Origin of the sequence: Variovorax sp. YR566, from assembly GCF_051992195.1 — a bacterium.
GTDB lineage: Bacteria > Pseudomonadota > Gammaproteobacteria > Burkholderiales > Burkholderiaceae_C > Variovorax.
This window is the reverse complement of record NZ_CP197092.1, coordinates 6,340,030-6,359,644: the sequence shown is the minus strand read 5'-3', so window position 1 is coordinate 6,359,644 and position 19,615 is coordinate 6,340,030. Positions and strand designations below refer to the sequence as shown.

General features: G+C 64.6%; 18 protein-coding genes. 2 read left to right on the top strand and 16 right to left on the bottom strand.

Annotated features, from left to right (window positions below; genetic code table 11):
- Positions 1-24 precede the first annotated feature (24 nt).
- On the top strand, positions 25-1,341 hold the full coding sequence (locus tag ACTG4X_RS29800; protein WP_093079720.1) for an HlyD family type I secretion periplasmic adaptor subunit: 1,317 nt from the start codon (positions 25-27) through the stop codon (positions 1,339-1,341).
- Entirely contained in the window at positions 1,338-2,909 is a 1,572-nt protein-coding gene (locus ACTG4X_RS29795) for a TolC family protein (RefSeq protein WP_440532638.1), read from the top strand. Before ACTG4X_RS29800 ends, ACTG4X_RS29795 begins: the two co-directional genes overlap by 4 nt.
- A gap of 15 nt (positions 2,910-2,924) precedes the next feature.
- Here the strand turns inward: ACTG4X_RS29795 and ACTG4X_RS29790 are convergent, their stop codons facing one another.
- The 16 genes from ACTG4X_RS29790 to ACTG4X_RS29715 form a co-directional block, all read right to left on the bottom strand.
- A complete protein-coding gene (locus tag ACTG4X_RS29790) occupies positions 2,925-4,358 on the bottom strand; it encodes a sigma 54-interacting transcriptional regulator (RefSeq protein WP_093057547.1) in 1,434 nt (477 codons plus the stop codon).
- 10 nt (positions 4,359-4,368) lie between these two features.
- A complete protein-coding gene (locus ACTG4X_RS29785; protein WP_440532637.1) occupies positions 4,369-6,342 on the bottom strand; it encodes a TadG family pilus assembly protein in 1,974 nt (657 codons plus the stop codon).
- 79 nt (positions 6,343-6,421) lie between these two features.
- Positions 6,422-6,955, bottom strand: coding sequence for a TadE/TadG family type IV pilus assembly protein (locus ACTG4X_RS29780; protein WP_256329465.1), 534 nt, complete (start codon positions 6,953-6,955; stop codon positions 6,422-6,424).
- Positions 6,952-7,425 (bottom strand): TadE/TadG family type IV pilus assembly protein, encoded by a 474-nt coding sequence (locus ACTG4X_RS29775; RefSeq protein WP_440532636.1) that lies wholly within the window; start codon positions 7,423-7,425, stop codon positions 6,952-6,954. The genes ACTG4X_RS29780 and ACTG4X_RS29775 overlap by 4 nt, the downstream gene beginning before the upstream one ends.
- Positions 7,426-7,467: 42 nt before the next feature.
- Complete coding sequence (locus ACTG4X_RS29770) at positions 7,468-7,896, bottom strand: DUF3613 domain-containing protein (protein ID WP_256329466.1); 429 nt, start codon at positions 7,894-7,896, stop codon at positions 7,468-7,470.
- The gene (locus tag ACTG4X_RS29765) at positions 7,893-8,783 is read right to left on the bottom strand and encodes a hypothetical protein (RefSeq protein ID WP_179830384.1); all 891 of its coding nucleotides are present in this window, start codon (positions 8,781-8,783) and stop codon (positions 7,893-7,895) included. The genes ACTG4X_RS29770 and ACTG4X_RS29765 overlap by 4 nt, the downstream gene beginning before the upstream one ends.
- On the bottom strand, positions 8,780-9,736 hold the full coding sequence (locus tag ACTG4X_RS29760; protein ID WP_097198027.1) for a type II secretion system F family protein: 957 nt from the start codon (positions 9,734-9,736) through the stop codon (positions 8,780-8,782). The genes ACTG4X_RS29765 and ACTG4X_RS29760 overlap by 4 nt, the downstream gene beginning before the upstream one ends.
- Positions 9,733-10,737 (bottom strand): type II secretion system F family protein, encoded by a 1,005-nt coding sequence (locus ACTG4X_RS29755; protein ID WP_093057551.1) that lies wholly within the window; start codon positions 10,735-10,737, stop codon positions 9,733-9,735. Before ACTG4X_RS29755 ends, ACTG4X_RS29760 begins: the two co-directional genes overlap by 4 nt.
- Positions 10,730-12,043, bottom strand: a complete 1,314-nt coding sequence (locus ACTG4X_RS29750) for a CpaF family protein (RefSeq protein WP_093057552.1) — start codon at positions 12,041-12,043, stop codon at positions 10,730-10,732. The genes ACTG4X_RS29755 and ACTG4X_RS29750 overlap by 8 nt, the downstream gene beginning before the upstream one ends.
- A gap of 4 nt (positions 12,044-12,047) precedes the next feature.
- Positions 12,048-13,331 (bottom strand): AAA family ATPase, encoded by a 1,284-nt coding sequence (locus tag ACTG4X_RS29745; protein WP_093057553.1) that lies wholly within the window; start codon positions 13,329-13,331, stop codon positions 12,048-12,050.
- Positions 13,332-13,367: 36 nt separating this feature from the next.
- On the bottom strand, positions 13,368-14,720 hold the full coding sequence (locus ACTG4X_RS29740; RefSeq protein WP_440532635.1) for a type II and III secretion system protein family protein: 1,353 nt from the start codon (positions 14,718-14,720) through the stop codon (positions 13,368-13,370).
- Between the two features lie 39 nt (positions 14,721-14,759).
- Positions 14,760-15,761 carry a Flp pilus assembly protein CpaB gene (cpaB, locus tag ACTG4X_RS29735; protein WP_093057555.1) on the bottom strand — a complete coding sequence of 334 codons (1,002 nt, stop codon included), beginning with the start codon at positions 15,759-15,761 and terminating at the stop codon, positions 14,760-14,762.
- Positions 15,762-15,835: 74 nt separating this feature from the next.
- A complete protein-coding gene (locus ACTG4X_RS29730; RefSeq protein WP_256329469.1) occupies positions 15,836-16,342 on the bottom strand; it encodes an A24 family peptidase in 507 nt (168 codons plus the stop codon).
- 10 nt (positions 16,343-16,352) lie between these two features.
- Positions 16,353-16,538: a Flp family type IVb pilin gene (locus tag ACTG4X_RS29725; RefSeq protein ID WP_093057556.1), complete on the bottom strand. Its 186-nt coding sequence runs from the start codon at positions 16,536-16,538 to the stop codon at positions 16,353-16,355.
- A gap of 425 nt (positions 16,539-16,963) precedes the next feature.
- Positions 16,964-18,448 carry a L,D-transpeptidase family protein gene (locus ACTG4X_RS29720; RefSeq protein WP_440532634.1) on the bottom strand — a complete coding sequence of 495 codons (1,485 nt, stop codon included), beginning with the start codon at positions 18,446-18,448 and terminating at the stop codon, positions 16,964-16,966.
- A complete protein-coding gene (locus ACTG4X_RS29715; protein WP_440532633.1) occupies positions 18,415-19,518 on the bottom strand; it encodes a L,D-transpeptidase Cds6 family protein in 1,104 nt (367 codons plus the stop codon). Before ACTG4X_RS29715 ends, ACTG4X_RS29720 begins: the two co-directional genes overlap by 34 nt.
- Positions 19,519-19,615: the final 97 nt, after the last annotated feature.

Here is a 19,615-nt window from a genome sequence, read left to right as displayed (position 1 = left end):
ATGACGAGTGACCGGGGACGCGACTTGAAATCAGATTTGCCGCAGATTCTTCAGGACGAGAACGACAAGCGCGCGGCCCAGACCTCGCCGCAGGGGCGGCGGCGCCAGTGGATCATCGGCGGCGCGATCGGCGTGCTGGCCCTGGTGGGCCTGGGCTTCCCGATGGAGACCGTGGTGGTCGCGCCCGGCCGCGTGATCCCTTCTGACCGCGTCAAGTCGATCCAGCATTTGGAAGGCGGCATCGTCAGCAACGTGCTGGTGAAGGAAGGCGACAAGGTCAAGCAGGGCCAGTCGCTGGTCGAGATCGACCTTGGCGGCAGCGGCCTCAACCTCGAAGAACTCACTGCCCGCTATGCCGCCACGCAGGCTACCCGCGTGCGCCTCATCGCCGAGAGCCGCGGCCAGCCGCTCAAGCGCGAATCTTTTGCCACCGACATCGACGAAGCCGTGTTCGAAGGCGAGACCGGCGCCTACCAGGCGCGCGCGCTCGAACAGCGCGGCGTGATGGCAGGCGCCGTGTCGGGCCTGGAGCAGGCGCGCAGCAAGCAGCTGGAGCAGCAGGCCAAGGTCAAGGGCTTGAGTGACCGGTTGGTGCTGGCGCAGAAGGAACTCGAAATCTCCGAGCAGCTGCTCAGCGAAAAACTGGTCGGCCAGGTCGAGGTGCTGGAGAAGCGGCGCCAGGCCGAGAGCGCGCGCAGCGAACTCGCGGTGGCGCGCCAGGGCGTGATTTCAGCCAACGCGTCCATCACCGAGGCGCAGGCCAAGATGGCCGAGGCCGAAGGGCGCTTTCGCCGCCGCGCATCGGATGAACTGGCCACGGTGGAGCGGCAGTTCGCCAGCCTGAGCGAAGACCTGGCGCGTGCCCGCACCCAGCGTTCGCGCACGGTGGTGAAGGCGCCGTCGGACGGCATCGTCAAGGGCCTGCGCAACTCCAGCCCGGGCTGGGTGGTGAAGCCCGGCGAGTCGATTCTCGAAGTGGTGCCCGACGAGGACGAGATCATGGTCGAGGCGCGGCTCAATCCCAACGACCGCGGCTTCATCGAAGTGGGCCAGCAGGCGCGCGTGAAGATCACCGCCTACGACTACCTGCGCTACGGCGCGGTCGACGGCAAGGTCAAGCTGGTGGCGGCCGACGCCGACCGCGACCCGGCCATTTCCAGCGGCGCGCCGTACTACCGGCTGCTCATCAGCATGTCTCAGTCCCACGTGGGGCGCGACGAGAACCGCATTACCGCCGGCATGGAGTCCGAAGTGGACTTGCGTGTGGGCACCGACCCGTTCATCTGGTACATCCTGCGACCTGTGCTCAAGCTGCGGCGCGAAGCCTTCCGCGAACCATGAAGTACCGCAAACCGGTCGACCTGCGCCGCATGGGCTCCGGCGCTGTCTGCGCAGCGTTGTGCGCGAGCTTCGCGCTGCCGCCCGCCGCCTTTGCGCAGGAGCAACAACAGCAGCAGGAGGCAGGTGCCACGCTCATGCTTGCGCGCCGCCTGTCCCCGCCGTCGCTCGGCGCCGCGAGCTACACCCAGCAGGTGAAGCAGGCCCTGATAACGCTGTCGCAGGAATACCCGGAAGTGCAGACCGCGCAGGCGGCAGCCAACACCAGCAGCTACAGCGTGGATGCGGCCAAGCAGGCGCGCTACCCGCGCTTCAAGCTCGGCACTTCGTCCGGCAACTACAACAGCGGCGCGGAAAACGCCAAGACCCAAAGCTACACCGTGCTCACCGCCGAGGCGCGCATGAGCCTGATCGACGGCGGCGCCATGAGCGCCGCACAGCGCGCCGCCGAAGCGGGCAACCAGGCGGACGACGAAGCCGTCATCACCACCTCGCAGAAGGTGGTGCTGGACGCGCTCACCGCCTACCTGCAGGTGCAGCGCTTCGACCTCAAGAAGCAGATCGCGCACAAGGCCACTGAAGTGGTGGCCGAAATCTCCAAGGCCGAGGCCCGCCGCGTGGCGCTGGGCGTGAGCGGTGACAACGACCTGAACATGGCGGCCTCGCGGCGCGCGCTGGTGGCCGCGCGTGAGTCCGACTTCGAGGCACAGCGCGACGAGGCGCTCGCCAAGTTCCGCAACTACTTCAAGTTCTCGCCCAATCCCGAGTCGCTGCCCGTGCTTGCGGCACCGACGCAATGGCGCATCGGCTCGCAGGAAGAGGCGCTGCGCCGCGCAGAGTCGCGCAGCACCGAAATTGCAGAGGCGCAGGGCCGCATCGACCGCGCCAAGGCGCTGGCCGACCAGCAGGACGCGAGCCTCTACCCGTCGCTCGACGCCGTGCTCGTGAAGAGCAAAGACCCGCGCGGCGTGTCGCCGCAAGACCCGACGCGCGCGGCCGTCGAACTCAACTGGAACTTCGGCAACGGCTTCGACCGGCAGCTGCGCCTGAAGTCGGCGCTGGCCGAAGTCGCCAACCAGGAGGCCAAGCTCGAAGGCGTGAAGCTCAACCTGTTCGAGCTCACGTCGGCATCGTGGTCGCGCACCGTCTCCGGCCGCGAGCGCGAGAAGCAGCTGATGGAAGCCGTCAGCACCGCCGGCCAGGCCTTCCGTGGTCGCCGCCGCCTGATGGAGTTCGGTCGCGAGACCCTGCCCAAGGTGCTCGACGCGCAGCTCGACTACTACACGCTGCTGTTCGACTACGTCGATGGCGTGTTCGACCTGCGCATCTCCGAGCTGCGCCTGGCGCGCACCACCGGCGAACTGCGCATCGACCCGGTGGGCACCAACGGCTGGATCGACCGCCTCTTCGGCGCGCCCAGCCGCCAGGTGCTGACGGAAGACGGCCTGCTGGCAAAGCTCTGCATCTCGAGCAACACGGCCTGCGCGAGCGAGCCGGTGGCCGAGCGCAGCGTGGACGCGGCTGGAGCGAACCCGCCGCTGCGCAGGACCCCGCGCCTTTCGACGCCCTGAGGCCGCTGTCGTCGGTCAGGCGTCTTCGGGGATGCCTGGCTCGCCGTCGAGGATCTGGTACTTGCGCATCTTCTCCCACAGCACCTTGCGGCTGATGCCCAGGTGCTGCGCGGTGTCCTGGCGCTTCCAGTCGTTGATCTCCAGCGCCGCGATGATGCGGTTGCGCTCGCTGCTGTTCCAGCCCTTGCGGTCGGCGCTGCCATCGAGCGAGCTGCCATTGCCGTTGCTGCTGCCGCCGCCCATGCCATTGCGGTCGGCGAAGATCGCCGGCGCGGGCGTGCCGCGCGTGAGCGCGATGGCGCGCTGGATCAGGTTCTGGTCCCATGCGTGCAGTTGCCGCGCGATCACGCCCACGCGCTCCGCGAGATTACGCAGCTGCCGCACGTTGCCCGGAAAGTAAGTCTCGGCCACCGCGTCGCTGAGCCAGTGCGGCGTTTCGCCGAGCGTTTCGAGCTCGTCGCCCAGCACGTTGGTCAGCAGCGCCTTGAAGATCGCGATCTTGTCGACCTCGCCGCGCTCTTCGAGGCTGGGCACGTGCAGCTCGATCACAGCGAGCCGGTAGAACAGGTCGGCGCGGAACTCGCCGCTCGCCACCATCTCGCGCAGGTTGCGGTTGGTGGCCGCCACCAGCCGGAAGTCGACGCGCACCGGCGCCGTCGCGCCCAGCCGCGTGACCGCACTGTCTTCCAGCACGCGCAGCAGCTTCACTTGCTGGTAGCGCGGCAGGTCGCCGATTTCATCGAGGAACAGCGTGCCGCCCGTGGCCTGCTCGAAGTAGCCGCGATGCGCATGCACCGCGCCCGTGAACGAGCCCTTGGTGTGGCCGAAGAACAGCGACTCGAAAAGCCCGTCGGGAATCGCGCCGCAGTTCACCGCCACGAACGCGCCCTTGCTGTAGTGCTGGTGCCCCAGGTGCAGCTGCTGCGCAATGCGCTCCTTGCCCACGCCCGTTTCGCCGCGCACCAGCACGCTGTGATCGCAGTCGGCAAAGGCGCCCACCTCGGCCAGCAGCGCCTTCATCGCTTCGGAGTGCGCCACCAGCACATCGGGCGGCTGCGGCGCAACCTCGCGCGCGCGCAACTGCCGCACCAGCTTGGCGACCATCGTGCGCAGCTCCGCGCAGGTGAAGTCGTACGGCAGCACGTGCAGATATTCGGGCGGATAAGTGCGCGAATCGCGCTCGCGCGAACCCGCCGCAACCCAGATCACCGGCATGCCCTGCAGCAGCTCGGTGGCATGCGCCAGCCCGCCGCTGTCGATGACCGTGACGCTGATGATCGCCACCGAGGGACGCAGCGCGGCACCGCGATCCTGCGGCGGAGGCGGCAGGCCATCGGCCCGGATCACCTCCACGTCGAAGCTCGCCATGCACCGCGCGATGCGGTCGAGGATGTCGGCTTTGCCTTCCCAGACAAAGAGGTCGAGTTCGTCGAAGTTGGAGGCGCTCATAAAAATCGATTCAATAAACCAGTTGCGCTCCACCTTGGCACGTGAGTCTTGCTCCCACTTCGGTCTTCGCGAGATCGATGCCCAGCGCCGTGATCAATGTATTCACCAGAGGATCCAGAAGGGGTGAAAGTGCGTTGGAGATCACTCCACGCAACAATCCAACCACCGTGTCGATAATGTTTCCAACGCCCACCAGCAGGTCGCCGAGGGCACTGTCGACCGACGGCTTGTACATGTGGATGTCGATCTGCGCCAAGGTCTGGCTCAGGCTGCCGACAAGGTTGCTCGCGACCACGGGCTGGTAGGGCGTGGGTATCTGGGTGGCGGAGATGTCGGGCAGGTTGGCATCCGCCGGTGCTGCGAAGTCCAAGGTATCGCTCGATCCGAGTACGGGGGTATTGGTCATCAGGCCGATGCCGCCTCCGGCGAAGGCCTGGCGATCGGCTGTGCTCTTCTGGCTGTCGGGGACCCAGGTGTTTCCCTTTTTCCAGGAGTAGGAGCAAAGCAGTGCGAGGCAAGTCTTTCTGACAGTCATCGAACCGATATCAACCAGGGGAATGGGTTCGACATTCGGGGGATCTTTGCTGGCGAAGGCTTGTGCGGCAGCATCCGCGGCACTGTTGCCGATCTTCCCCACGCGCAGGGTGGCAGCCGAGGTGTCTGCAATCACGGAAAGCGTCTTACTGCCGCCAGCAGGACAGCTGTATTTGTCGACGCGTGCCTTCCCTGCGGCAACGTCGAGGTTGATGTCGATGCGAAACGGCGATGACACCAGGCGCAGGTCCGTCACCTTATTTTCGCAACCGATGCAGAGCACGTTGCTCAATACGCCAACCAAGTCTAGATGAAGGAGGCTGTTGAGCAGATCGGTCACGGGCTGCGTCAGCTTGAGAACCTCGTTGAGCAGGCCGGTGACACCGTTCAGCGCGGTCGTGAAATCTACCGATATCAGCGCACGCACCTGGGCCGTGCGCACGCGGATGCCGTTGGCCCCTAACGGATCCAGCATGGCCAGTTCCGGATTTCCGATGGCTGAAACCTGTGGCGGTTCGATGACCTTGACGGTGGTAACGACGTTGGCCAGGCCCAGCAGATTGGCAGGCGCGCTGACGGTGGCCGCATGCTGGCTGTTCGCAAGTTGCACGAAGGCCTGCGTCAGCTGGAAGGCCTGCAGGTTGACGTCCAGGGCGCTGCTGGGCGTACCTGTGGCTACGCCCAGGATCTCGGCAACGCTGAGTTGGACGTTGGAGACTTGCGTGGTCAGGGCCACCATGTCGTTGAAACCGTTGAGTGCCACGTCCGCCAAGGCCCCGTTCTTTTGGAGAACCGTTGCGAGTGCCTGCAGCAGCTTGCCTGCTGTGATTTGCGAGTTGAGCACCTGCTCGTACTGGCCGGCCTGCAGGCCGACCTGCAGTGCGATGGCATCCAGGAAAGACAGCAGGTTGACCTGGGTGGTCACCAAGCCTTGCCAGCCAACCGCGGTGAGCGCCACGTTGCCGCCCAGGAGCTTGCCGAAGACGGTGTCCAGCAGTGCGGATTTGGTCGTGTCAACAGTCAGCAGCGTGCTCCGGATGCTGAGCATCGCCTGGGGAACCGACTGGTAGGCGATCGCCGAGACGACGATCGAATGCTGCGCGTTACCGGTGAACGAAAGCGGCAGCATCGAAGGGCTTCGCGTGATGGAGATGCGCACCGCATTCAACTGCTCTCCCGGATTCGGCGCGCCGAAGTAGAGCGGAGGCGTGCGAGAGAGCGGGTCCCAGTTCCCGCATTCCACCTCGGCATTTACCAGAGGATCGATACCGACAGGGAAGTTCTTGGCGGCGTTGTCCTTCGCTGCCTGTTGTGCGGGCGCGCATGCCGAGGGCTTCAATGCCTGCGCACCAGCCAGCGCGGCGAGGTCAACGGTTTTCTGCAGTTCCCGCTTCATGAAGAACAGGTAGCCGAGTTCCGTTCCGATCAGAACGATCAGGATCAGGCTCATGGCAATGGCCGTGTTGACCAGGATCGAGCCGCGATGCCGTTGGCGAAGAGATGGCGATTCATGTCTCATGGCGTGCCTTTCAGGACGGAAGCGCGGCGGCCGCCCGGCCCGTGACGGTATCCGGCATCCAACGACTGGTGTCCAGGAGAGGCAGCGACGGCAGCAACCGGTTCGCGCTGTAGGGATAGGCCACGGTCACTACTGCACCCGTGGCGGGAGCCGAGCCGCCCGCGCCCGTCATCACCACCGTCACGGTCACATGACTCTTGATCCAACCGAGGCGGCTCGTCGAGTCGGCATTGCTGGCTTCCGGCACGACCAGCGAACCAGCCAACGATTCATGGACGGCGTCCTGGACCCGCTGCTTGCGCAGGGCGTCGTCCGAAAGACCCATCATCGACGGCTGCGACAGCGCGCGCGCGCCGTCCTCGCCGGCCCGCGATACGGCCTGCTGAACGTACAAGACCGACCCGAACGTGGCGATGCCATAGATGACCAGGAACAGGAACGTGAACGTGAACGCGAACTCGATCGCCGCAATGCCGCGTTGACGGCATTGGCGGCCAGTGGCGAATCGGGCCCCTTCCCGTGGCGTTGCGACGCGCTTCATCATGGTGTCCTCCCGTCGAGCAGCATGCTCGCCTTGGCAACCAGGGTGTCGGGTACGGCAAAAGCGGGGAGCGGCGGCAGCATGTCCTTGAGGCCCGATGCCGTGATCGTGACTACGATCTGGCAGCGCTGTTCCCAGAGGATGCTGCACACGCGGGCGGCCGAGCAGTCGTTGCTGGCTACCTGGCAGATCTTGGCGTCCACGGTCGGGGCGATGGGCAGCAGGCCGCTGGCCTGATCGCGCGCGACGTCGTACGCCTTCGCGGCTCTGGTTGTCGCGCCGACCGGATAGCGAAGCGCGGCGCGCGCGCCGTCCTCGGCGGCGTTCTGCAGGCCAAAGCGAATGGCGAAAAGGACGCCGTAGCAAATGATGGCGTAGAGCAGGGTGAAGAAGATCAGAAAGGCGATCGCGAACTCAAGCGCGTAGACGCCGCGCTGGGTGCGCGGATTCGTCCGAGGGGGCGAGAGTCTCATGGTGTGCGGTGGTGGTTCGAGCAGGAACGCCGCCTTGGCGGCCTACTTGCTGCCGCTCGTGTTGCTGCCGGTCTTGACCGTCGAGTTCAGCCGCTCGGGGATCGGGTATTCGAAGCTCTTCAGATAGCGCTCGTAGCTTCGCCGTGCGACATCGCCCGCAATCGGACGCGGAGTGGGCGAGGCGATGCCGCCATCGCGTTGCCATGCGAGCAGGCTCGATGCAGCGTCCCCAACCTGCAAGGGCGGCGCGTCCTCGAAGTCGGCCATTTCATACGCTGCCGCCTGCCCGACGCCTTCTTGCATCGAAGCGCCCGAGGCCGGTGCAGCCACAGGGGTTGCTTGTGGTGTCGGTTTCGCCTCGGGTGCGAGCGCGGTGGGTGCGGTCTGCGCGGAAGCGGCGGCGACCATCAGCGCAAGGGCGAGTCCGGTCACGGGCCAGGCGGTGTTGGAGCGGGGAAGGCGATTGTTCATTCTGTACCTCGTGTGATCGGGCTGATGGAGGTGGCCGGACCTGCATTGGCCTGCGCTCCGCCCATGCCTGGCCAGCGTGCGGCCTTGAGACGCAGGGGTATGGCGTTGTCGTCCGGAGCACTCGCGCGTGCAATCGCAGGTTGGGGAGTAGGCTGCGCGGAAGCCAAAGGCGCACTGCCAAGTTGACGTGCGCTCTCGCGAATCGCGGCGCGTGTTGCGGGCGACATGCGGTGGGCCTCCATCAGTGCGTCGGCTTGGGCCTGCTGTTGCGTAACCTCGAGGTACAGCGCGAGGTTGGCTTGTGCCTGGGTATTGTCGGAGCGAAGTTGCAGCGCTTGCATCAACGGCAGGCGCGCCTGCGCGATGAGTCCCGCGCGCAAGCTGGCGTAACCCAAGTCGCTCAGAAGTACTGCGTCCGTAGGGTTGCGCCGTTGTGCTTCCTTCAGCAGTGCGACGGCTGTGGAATAGTCGCCGCGCCCGCCTGCCAGCAGTCCGAGGCCGTGGTAGCCGGCGCCTTCGAGCGGGGTACCAATCAGGCGCTTGTAAGAAGCCTCACTGCTTGCCGTCTCGCCCGTCTGGCGCAGTGCGTCGGCACGCAGGCGACTCGATTCGGGAGATACGCCCCAGCGTTGCTCGAGGGCATCGATATGCGCAAGCGATGCGAACCACAGGCCGTCCGTCTGCATCTGCTCGATGAGCTTCATGTACGTTGCGGCGGTGTCGATGTTCGTCGCGTTCTTCTGCGTCGCAGCAGTCTCTGCCGCCATTCGCTGTTGCGCATCGGCGGCTGCCGGATACAGGCCTTTGGGCCCACTGCAGCCGGCCAGCATCACCAGGGCCACGAGCAGCGCGCAAGCGCACTTTGAGTCTTGCAAGACGATGTTCATTTGGACATGGCTCCCAGTGAACGGATGATGGCGATGAAGCCTGGGCCAGCGGTCACGATCACGAGCGCCGGCAGAAGCGTGCTGACCATCACGCCGGTCATCTTCACGGTGATCTTGCCGATGCGTGCTTTCATTTCCGACTTGCGGTGTTCGCGCAATCGGTCGCTGAAGATGCGCAGGGGTTCCTGGACGGCACCGCCATGACGATCGACCTGCACAAGCAAGGAGACCATGCCCGCGAGGTTTTCGTTCGCATGCAAGGTTCCGAGGCGCGCAAGCGAATGTTCGCGCGTGCGGCCGCGGCTGTATTGGCTGTTGGCGAGCGTCAGCTCATGGCCCAGTACCGGCATGACGTGTGCGAAATCGTTGGCCATGATCTGCAGGCTCTGGTCGAGGCTCAAGCCTACGCCCTGAAGAAGCCGCAGGAGGTCAATGAAGAGCGGCAGCTCATGTGCTACGCGCTCGCGCCGCTTGGCGGCGAGCCGGCCAAGCAACCATTTCGGGACCATGAAACCGATGCCGATGGCCGATGCTGCAATGATGGTCAGCTTTCTCGTCGAGACGAGACCGGGCCAGAACAACAGAGCCAGCGTGGGCAGCAGAATTGCCAGCGCGATCCGTGTCACCAGAAAAACGAGTTGCGCCCGCATCGAAGAAAAGCCGCATTGATCGATCAACCGCCGGTCTTCATCGGCGACCAGGGCCTTGCCGATCCGGGTATTGAGCCAATGCAACGGCAGGTCGGCGTCGGCGCGCCTCGCGGCCTCGACTTCCGATGGAGCATCGACGACTGCATCGATGACTGCATCGTCGCGGTGAAGTGCCCGGCCCAAGGCTTTGCCGCGCTGGGCGCGCCGCACTTCGTTGACCAGCAGGCCAGCTGCTGCAGTGCAAAGACCCAGCGCCAGCAACACGAGACTCCAAACGGCGAGCTGCGCGGGAGTGAACATCATGTCAACCTCGCCAGTCGATAGAGCAGCACGGTGCCGAGCAACTGCAGGCCTACCGCACCGAAGATCATCATCTGGCCGGTGGAGTCGTACCACATCCGCAGGAAGTAGCCCGGGTTGGAGATGATGATGAAGCCGCCCACGCCCAAGGGCAGGAGGCCAAGGATCCACGCCGAAAGCCGCGTCTCGGCCGACATTGCGACGAGTTCGTGCTGGGCCTGCTCACGGTCGCGCATGAAGTTCGCAACGCGTTCCAGCAGCAGGTCCGCACGCCCGCCATAGCGCACGCCCAGCCCGAGGATAGATGCCAGGAGATACATTTCCTCGACGCGCACGCTGGCCGCCGTCTGGTGCAGTGCACGGTCGAGGTCCACGCCGGCGCGCACCAGATTCGCCGAACGTTCGAGATAGCTTTGCAGCGGTGGCTGCGTCGATGAAATCGCCAGTTGAAACGCGGCTTGCGTGGAGTTGCCGATGGTGATGAGGCGCACCATCGAATCGATAAATGCGGGAAGCTGGCTGACCAGTTGGCGGCGAAACTTCTGAAGACGCAGCCACAGCCCGAACAGCGCCAGGGCCAGCAGCACGACGAATGTCGCGATAGCGCCGATCCAGCCGGCGAACAGGCCGGCCACTGCGCTCAGGGCCACGATCGCGAGAGCAGCCAATGCAATCGCCTGCACCGAAATGGCACCTTCCAGCCAGGACGGCAATAACGCCTGGAGGCGGGCCCTGCGGGTTGGAGTCGCTGGTGGCTCGCCGCCGGCATTCATCCACGGGTCTGCCGCGATGCCGCTGCCGGGCGTGTCGATGAACGACGTGCGCGGCGAAGCCGACAGCGAAGCTTCCACGGCGACTGCAACGGCCTTGGCCTCGAGTTGCTGCGCCAGATGGCGATAGACAGCTTGCCGCTCTTGACGCCCTCGCGCCCATTGCCAAAGCAGAATGCCTGCCGCCGCGAGCAGCAACGCTAGGCACACTACGATCAGCAGAATCTCATCCACGGCGATCCCCTTGCGAACGCGTCATCATCTGCCGGAACCGTGTGATCTTGGGCGAGTGGGGTGCAATGCCGAGGGATATCCACCGGTCGCGCTCTTCGCCGTCGGGCGACACGATCGGGTCATATCGGTATAGCTCCTGCATCGCCACGACGTTGTCGTTGACGCCCGTGATTTCGCTCAGCGACACGATGCGCCGTTGACCACCAGACATGCGCCCGATCTGCACAATGAAGTCGATGGCGTTGGCAATCTGGCGGCGCAAGCTCACTTCGCTACCCTGGTAGCCCGCAAAGCCCGCAAGCATCTCTAGGCGATAGAGGCATTCACGAGGCGAACTGGCGTGGATGGTGCCCATCGAGCCTTCGTGACCCGTGTTCATCGCCTGCATCATCTCGATTACCTCGGCGCCCCGGACTTCGCCAACGATGATGCGGTCCGGCCGCATGCGCAGGCTGTTGCGCAGCAGGTCGCGGATCGAGACCACGCCGGTGCCGTCGAAGCCGCCAGGACGGCTTTCGAGGCGCACCACGTGGGTGTGGCCGAGCGAGAGTTCCGCGGTGTCTTCGATCGTGATCACCCGTTCGGCGGGCGGGATGAAGCTCGCGAGGGCGTTGAGCAGAGAGGTCTTGCCGGAACTCGTGCCGCCGCTGACCAGGATGTTGCAGCGTGCGCGTACGGCGATCTCGAGCAGTTGAGCCATGCCTGCATCGAAGGTGCCCAGCTTGACCAAGTCTGCCGGTGTAAGCGGCTCCTTGCGGAATTTCCGGATCGACACCGAAAGTCCGTCGATGGCCAGGGGTTCGATGATGACGTTGATGCGGCCTCCGTCGGGAAGCCGCGCATCGACCATCGGGTTGGCTTCATCGAGCCGTCGGCCCAGTGGGGCAAGGATGCGGCGCACGATGCGCATCACGTGTTCGGTATCGGCGAAGCGCAGCGTTTCGCGTTCGAGCACGCCATTGCGCGATACGTACACGTTCGTGTGCCCGTTGATGAGGATGTCTTCGACCGCGGGATCGTTGAGCAGGTCTTCCAGCGGGCCGAAGCCCGCCAGCTCCTTTGTGAGCGCGTCGGAGATGAGCTGCATTTCGCGATCGTTGATCGGCACGCGGCGCAGCCGTACAAAGCTGTCGACCTCCAACTCGACGAACTGCTGGATCGATGCTCGCGACCAGCGACCGAACTCTGCCCCGAGCTCCTCGATGCGGCTGAGCAAATGGTCGTGCGTCCAGCTCTTGATGTCCTGGAACTGCTGCGAATTGATGAATGCCTGATCGTCGTCGGCAAATTCGATATCGGTGGACATTGGCTCAACTTTCGTTTGAACTCTTCCAGAGCCCGGTGATTTGCGACATCAGTGCAACCCAGCGCTGATCTTTCGCTGGCGGTTGGCCCGACGCGGACATGTACTGCTGATGGAGGCTTCGAGCGAGGCCCGTGACGGCCTGTGAATAGGGGTCGCTACGCGCGGTACGCACCAGCATTTCCCCGCGGCTTGCGGCCGCCAGCAACGGTGCGCTGCGCGCGGGCAACACATGAAGCAGCGGCAATTCGAGGCGCTCGGCGATGTCCTTCGCCGACAGGCCGACATGGCTGTCGAATTTGTTCACGACCAGGGATAGCTGCTCGGTCTCGACGCCGCGTGCGCGAAGCTCTTTCAACAGATTGGCTGTGGAGACGATGGCACCGATGCTCTGGTCGCACACGACCCAGGTCTGCTGTGCCTCGCGCAGGGTTTGAGCGATGAAGTCGACGGTAGAGAAGCCGCCGAGGTCCGCGATCTGGAAGTCGAAGAAGTCGGAGAGTCTCTTGATCAGCGCCACGGAATCGGCATGCGAGATCTCTCGCACCTGCGACAGGCTGGCGGGCAGTGGCAGCACGGCGACACCGCTGGTGTGGTGCGCAAGGGCCGTGTGCAGCAGCGTCTGGTCAAGGCGCCGCAGGTTGCGCACGCCGTCGACGAAGCTGAAGCCGCTCTGGGTGTCGAGGTAAAGCAAGCCGTCGCGCGCAGGGAGGCCGAGATCTAGCAAAGCCACCCCGTGCCGCGTCGCGCGCGACGGTGGTCTTGCGGGCGCGTGGGCCAACTGAGCATTCAGCATGAGGGCCAGGCTGGTCGCCAGCGTGGTCACTCCCAGCCCAGCGCGCGCGCCAAGCAACGCGAGGGTGTTGCCGCGGGTACCGCCTTGCAAGCTGCTGCGCCGCTCGAGCAATGTTTTCAATGTGGTCACTGCTTCACTCGGCGCTGCTGCAACATCGACGAAATCATCGACGCCCGCGCGCAGAGCTGCAAGCATCGCCGTGGGCTCCGCCGACGTTCCCATGGCAAGCACTGGCAAAGCGGGCCAGTCCCTTTTAAGCCGCTGGTGAAGCTGGTTGGCACCAGCCATCTGGTCGGGTGAAAAGTCGATGAATATCGCGACAGGACCGAGCAGGGCGATGCGCTCGTCGATCGACTTCGTGTCTGGAGCAAGCACGACCACGGAACCCAGCCGCCCGAGCGCGTCGGTCAGCCAGGTGATGTGGCTGCCGTTGCTCGATGCGAACAAGTAGGTCTCCGCGCCCGTTTCCGGAATGCTGTCGCGTGGTGCGTTCATGAGGTCAGCATTTCTGGCGTTCACGCCGGTGTCTCTTCAACGCGAGAAGCCTGGAAGCGCGGTGTTGGCTGCGCCGCCCAGGAAGATCGAGCGCCACACCGCGCCGTCGCGTTGTTCTGCGGTACCCGGCAGGAATGGAGCGAGATCGGTGTTGCGTGCGATGGGCTTGACCAGATGCGGCGTCACCATGATCACCAGTTCCTTCTCGCTCATCGTGTACTTGTTCTGCCTGAAGAACGAACCGAGGATCGGGATGTCGCCGAGCAGCGGCACCTTGTCGACATTGGATGACGTGGTGCGACTCACCAAGCCGCCGATGACGAAGCTCTCGCCGTCGCCGAGTTCGACGGTTGTGTCCGCGCGGCGCGTCGTGATTGCGGGAACCGCGACGCCGTCGATGCTCAGGGCGTTGGTGTAGTCGAGGTCGCTTGCTTCCGGCGCGACCTTCAGGACGATTCGGTCGTTCGACAGGACCGTGGGGGTCACCGACAGCCCAATGCCGAAAGGCTTGTACTCGATAGTCGTCGTGCCGAGGCTTTGCGGTACCGGAATCGGCAACTCGCCGCCGGCGAGGAAGCTTGCGCTCTGGCCCGACATCGCCACCAGTGTCGGTTCCGCAAGCACGCGGGCGAGGCCGTTACCTTCGAGCAGATTCAACGTCAACGTCATGCCGCGGCCCTTGTTGGCGTTGCCGAAGCCCAAGGCAAGGCTGAATGCGTCGGCGAGGGCCCCGGACGGGCTGATGTTGCTGAAACTGAAGCCATGGCTGTTGGCGCCATAGGACGAGAGATTGAACCCCGCTTCTTTCAACACGCTTCGACTGAACTCCACGACCTTGACCTCGACTTGCACCGTGTGGCTGCGCACGTTCACGATGGAGCGGTCTACCAGCGGGGTCTTCTCGTCTGCGCTCGAAAGGGCGATGTCCGTGGCTTGCTGGTGAGCCGGGAGGCTGTCGGTGGAGCCCGTCACGATTGCCGCACGGCGGCGCACTTCCACTGCGTAAGTCGTGGCGGCCGGGTTGCCTTTTTCCCAGACCATCAAGGTCGTGCGGCCGGCGGCCTTGGCCGTGACGATGAGGCGTGCGGCGGGTGAACCCGCAGCCTTTCGGGTCAGCGTTACGCCGACCACGGCTTCGTTCGCGATGGCCATGCGGTCGATGCCCTTGTCGACCAGCAATTCTTTTTGCGTGCCGGCCTGCATGACGAGCGTGTCGGATTGTTGGCGCGCCGGGCTCGCTGGCTTTGCCTGCGGACCGGCGGCCCGCGAGATGGAGGGGAAAGCGCTGATCGAAGCGAGAGACAGCGCAATGAACACGAGACGAAACTGCTGCGGCCCATTTCGGGTGGACTGGCGATGAAAATCGTCCGACTTCACGCGGTGCGGCATGTGTTTTCTTTCTTGTTGGGCGGTCATTGGCTCGGCCAGTCAATAGCGCACGGTTTCACTGCGTTCGCCGCGAATCACTTCAACTTCAGTGCCTCCGCGTGCGGGCAGGCCGGAATTTCCGGGAGAGGGCGACCGGGCTGCCGCATGGGGGCGTCGACTGCCTTCAGCCACGTTGCCGGAAACAAAATCCATTGCCGTCAGGCCGGCTTGCGCCTTGTCCAGTCCCCCAAGCGGCGCCCGGCGTGGTTCGCCAGGCTTGGCGGGTGCGATCGTCAAGGCGGTAGGCAATTCCGCGAAGAGCTTGGGGTCGGGCTCGGCAGTGTCGGTCGGGTTGCGCAGTGCAAGCAGCAGCCGGCCGCTGGATTCGCCGAGCGTCAGCCTGTTGATCTCGTCGACTGCAACTGCCAGAACGGCTGTCCTGGCTGCTTCGGTGCGTTGTGTGGGGGGCTGTGCCGTACCCGCCTTGCCGTCGGCTCCCTTGGGCTGCATGCCGTCGACGGAAGCGCTGCCGAATGCCAGCACGCGCTTGCGTGCGAGCAGCAGTCGGGCCTGGCTGCGGTCGATGTCCTTGCCATCTGACTTGAACATCACGAAGACATCGACGAAGTCGCCTGGCTGAACCTTGTTGCCGACGCCCATGACTTCGTCGGCCTTGACGGCCACGGCACGCTCCCCCTCTGCCACGCGCAGCGCGAGACCCGAGACCAACTGTCCTTCCTGCAACGGCGTGCCCTCGCCGAGATTCAGTACCGGTACACGGCCGACGGCATCAGCGGTCGTCTGGAATGCACCTGCGGGATTGATCGGCAGGCGTTCGATGCGCAGTGCCTCGGCGGCAATGACTTGTCCCGCCAGCAGGGGCTTCGACGCGACGACCACGGGATAGGTTGTCGTTTCCCGCGCCTTTGTCGGCGCAGCAGTTGGTGCAGCAACGGTTTTTGTGGGCGGAGGCGCTTGGCGGCTGAGCATCCACGCGTAGCCACCCAGTGCAATGGCGAGCAGCACGAGGATGGCAGCGACTATCTTGGTGAGGTGGATCATGGGCGGCGTGTTGAAAGTGAGGGGGTGGGCGACACGGAAATCGACGATCCGCGGGCTTGCCGCTGTGTGTGCGATTACCTCTGTCGCCCCCAAATCAGCCATACCGCGGTGGCCAGAGACAGATAGGCCGCATAAGGGACAAAACGCGCACGGCGTTCGATGGGCACTGCGCCTTCGGCTGTCGCGCGTTGCCTCGAAAGCAGGAGTGCGAGCCGTGGAAACAGCGGCCAGCGCTGCAGAGCCAGCCAGAGGATGCCGTGAGCCGCGGCGAGAAGACTGCCTCCGATCCAGACAGGAAAGAGTGCGGCTGGGCCGATCCACAGACCGAGAGCGCCTGCGAACTTCACGTCGCCTGCTCCCATGACGCCGAGGGCGTAGAAAAGCAGGAGAACACCGAATCCCGCGGCAAAGCCGAGCAAGGCTTCCGACCAGCCGATCCCCACGGGTTGGAAGCCGAGGGCGAGCTGTGCGAGCGCCGCAACGGCGCCCGACAGCACCAGCCAGTTGGGAACGATGCGCCTGCGAAAGTCATGGACGGCGATCAGGGCCAGCCAGAGAAGCAGGACGAATTCCGGTCGCAAATCGATGCTCTCAGCTGTCCGCTTTAGGCAGCTTTCCCCCGATGTAGCTGAACATATCAATCAGTGCCTTGCCGATGCCACTTGTTTCGGAAAAGATCCCAATCAAGATAATTGCCATGAGCCCCGCAATAATTCCATATTCAATTGCGGTTGCACCTTCTTCGTCGCGCAGAAAACGAGTAATAGAGCTAAGCATGATTTCCCCTTTCAGGAAGTGTTAACAAAGGCTTGCGAGGTGGATGTTATACAGCGTAACTCCGTGTATCAACAAGGCAAACCCGCAAGACTTTCGCCCAGGTGTGCTAGCCAAAAGGAGTAAAGCAGGGTGGCTGCAAGCCTCCTGCCAGCCCGAGCCAGGAAGAGACCTGGTCAGCTGGTGGACAGTTTGGAAGTGAATTTTTCCCTCTGTAGGGCGCGCGGCGCCTCCCATGAAGAGGGGATGCGACGTTACGTCGCCGGGAACGCGCGAAACGGGGGTGTTACGGGAACAAGTGCGTTACGTGTTACGTAGCACGAAGCCCCAAAGGGCCAGATGTAACAGTGAAAAAAGGCTAAACCCGTGAGCAAAAAGTCACGGGTTTGAGGGGGTGACCCCGTCGCCGAGAGGGATTCGACCGGGCCTCAGCCCAGGATTTCTTCGTGAAAGAGCTTCCAGTCGGTACCCTGGCGTAACCAGTACTGGCGCCGGGAACGTCCGCTCTTCTCGCCTTCGAACACTTCGCCGAAGGTAACAATCATGGTGTCGTCACCGTCCCGCCAGTGGAGGTACGACATGTCCTTGAATTGCACGCGCTTGCCCTGCGCGTATTTCACTTCTTCGTCGACAGCCGAAATTCCTTCAGTGGATTTCTTGCTGCTGCGCTGGAAATCGGGCAAATAGAATTTCTTCAATTGCGCTTCATTTCCATTGGCTCGCGCATCTTTCCAGCCATTGATAGCGCTTGTAATTGACTGGGTTTCTTTTTCGGCCTGCGGTTGTGAAATCCATTGCAGGCTGCGCGCGGTCACCACCGGGGTGGCGCCAATTTGCACTTTTCGCAAAAGCTGCTTCAGGTCAGGGTTTGCCATGACCACGCACCCGTCGCTTGCCAGTGGCGCCCGGGCGAACTGCTGGGGCGGGGTGCCGTGCAGCCAGATGCCGCCGCCGGTCTTGCCGCGTCGCACGTCGTACGGGTTGGGGTAGTTGATGGGCAGGGCGCCCGCGCCGTAGAAGTCTTTCAGCGACTTCGGATCGAGGCTGCTGGTGATGTAGTACACGCCCAGCGGGGTGCGCGCGTCGCCCTCGGTGACCTTGTCGGTGCCCGACTTGCCGACCGAGATGTAGTAGTCGGCCGTGAGCTTCAGGCCCTTGTCCGAGTTCTCGAACAGGTACAGCCGCGAGCGCGAGGCGTCGACGGCAATGGCGTAGCGGCTGCGGGTCGAGAGCGTCAGGAACTGCGACGGCACGGTGTTGGCCGGCGGACGCTCGCGCAGGGCCTGCAGGCGGCGCTTCGATTCCTCGTGCAGCTCGGCCATGGCGGGGTTGCCGCGCATCTTCGCGATGCTGGCGGTGTCGGGCAGGGCATTCGACGGGGGCACTTGCGCCGCAAGCAGGTCGCCGTAGACGAGCTGTGCAAGCTGGAAGTTCGGATAGTCGCGCACCAGGTCACGGGCCTTGGCGAGCGCGGGGCGGGCTTGGCCACGGCCGAACATTTCATAGACCGCGATCAGGCGGGCTTCGGCGTTGCTGGCTTCCTGGATGGAGGAGGCGGATGCCGACCTGCGTGTGGGCCTTGTTGCCGTCGCGGCAGCTGTTCGGGTCTCTGCGGCGGGCACGCCCTTCTTGCCCTTGGCGGAAGAAGAGCGGCCAGTCGCGCCGCGCGTGGCGGAGCGGCTGCTGCTCGCTGCCTTGGCCTTGGTGCTGCCGCTGGCGGCTTTGGCGCTGCCCGCCTTGTGGGTGCTGTTCGACGCCAGCGCCGCACCGGGCGCCGCCAGCATCAGCGCCGATGCGGTCATGAGCGCTGCGAGCAGTTGTCCGCTGCGCAGACGAAACGGGGGATTCTGAAGCCGGCCGAGCCGGACGATGTCTGCCACTAGCCGCCGACGCTTTCCTTGCGAATGTGCCATTGATTGCCGGAGCGCTGCAGGTCCAGCGTCTTGCGGCTCGAAACGTTGAGGTTGTCCGCGCGATAGATCTGGCGGAACTTGGCCGTCGCGTTCTGCCCGTCGACCTTGATCGCGAGGTTCTCGATGTTCACGCTGATGCTCGACTTGCCGACGATGCGGGCGCGGCGGTCTTCTTCCCAGCCCTTGCGGCTCTGGCCGCCGGTGGGCGTGAAGTCGGGGCCGTAGGCCGCGAGGTAGCGGTCCATGTCCTGGCTGGCCCAGGCCGAAGCCCAGGCGCGCACGGCGGATTCGACTTCGGCATTGGAAGCGGTGCTGGCGGCGGGGGCCGGTGCGGGGGCTGGAGCCGGCGCCGCTTCGGGCGCCTTTGCCTCGGGCGCCTTGGGCGCGGCGGCCACCGGTGCGGGAGCTGCGGCAACCTTGACTGGTGGCGGCGGCGCAGCGGGGGCTGGCGCGGGAGCCGGCGCCTTTGCCGTCGGGACAGGTGCTGCCGAGGCCACCAGGGCTGTCGACTTGGCGCCCGGCGGTGTCGGCGTGAAGAGCGTGCGGATCACCGCCAGCTTGGGCTGCACGGCCGTGTTGTTCTGGTCGAGCTGCAAGGCCTTGCTGTAGGCCTGGCTGGCCAGCCGTGCATACACGTCGCCGAGGTTTTCCTGGGCGGTGGCGTAGCTGGGGTTGGTGCGAATGGCGCTTTCGAGCGCGCTGCGTGCCTTGTCGAACTGGTTCTGGCTCGCGTAGATCACCGCGAGGTTGTTGTACGGCTCGGGCAGCTCGGGCGCGTCCAGCGTGAGCTGGGTGAAGGCGGCGATGGCCTCGTTGCGCTTGCCGGTGTCGAGCTGGATCACGCCCTTGAGAAAGCGCATCTGCGGGTCGCGCGGCTTGTCTTTGAGGAAGGCGTCGGCCTTCGTCAGGGCCTCGTCGAGCTTGCCGGCCTGCATGAGCTTGTCGACCTCCTCATGCTCGATGGCGGCCAGCGCCGGGAGCACGGCGCCGCAGGTTGCCGCGGCCAGGAACAGGGCGCGCACGGTGGGGGAGAAGCTGAAACGGGCGCGTGGCCGGGGGCTCTTGGGCATTGCGGACAAGACCTCGTAGGGGTGGGTGATGCGGCAGGGATTGTAAGTGGGGCACGTAACTCCCCGACACAGGGATAACGGTCTTTCGAGGCCTTTA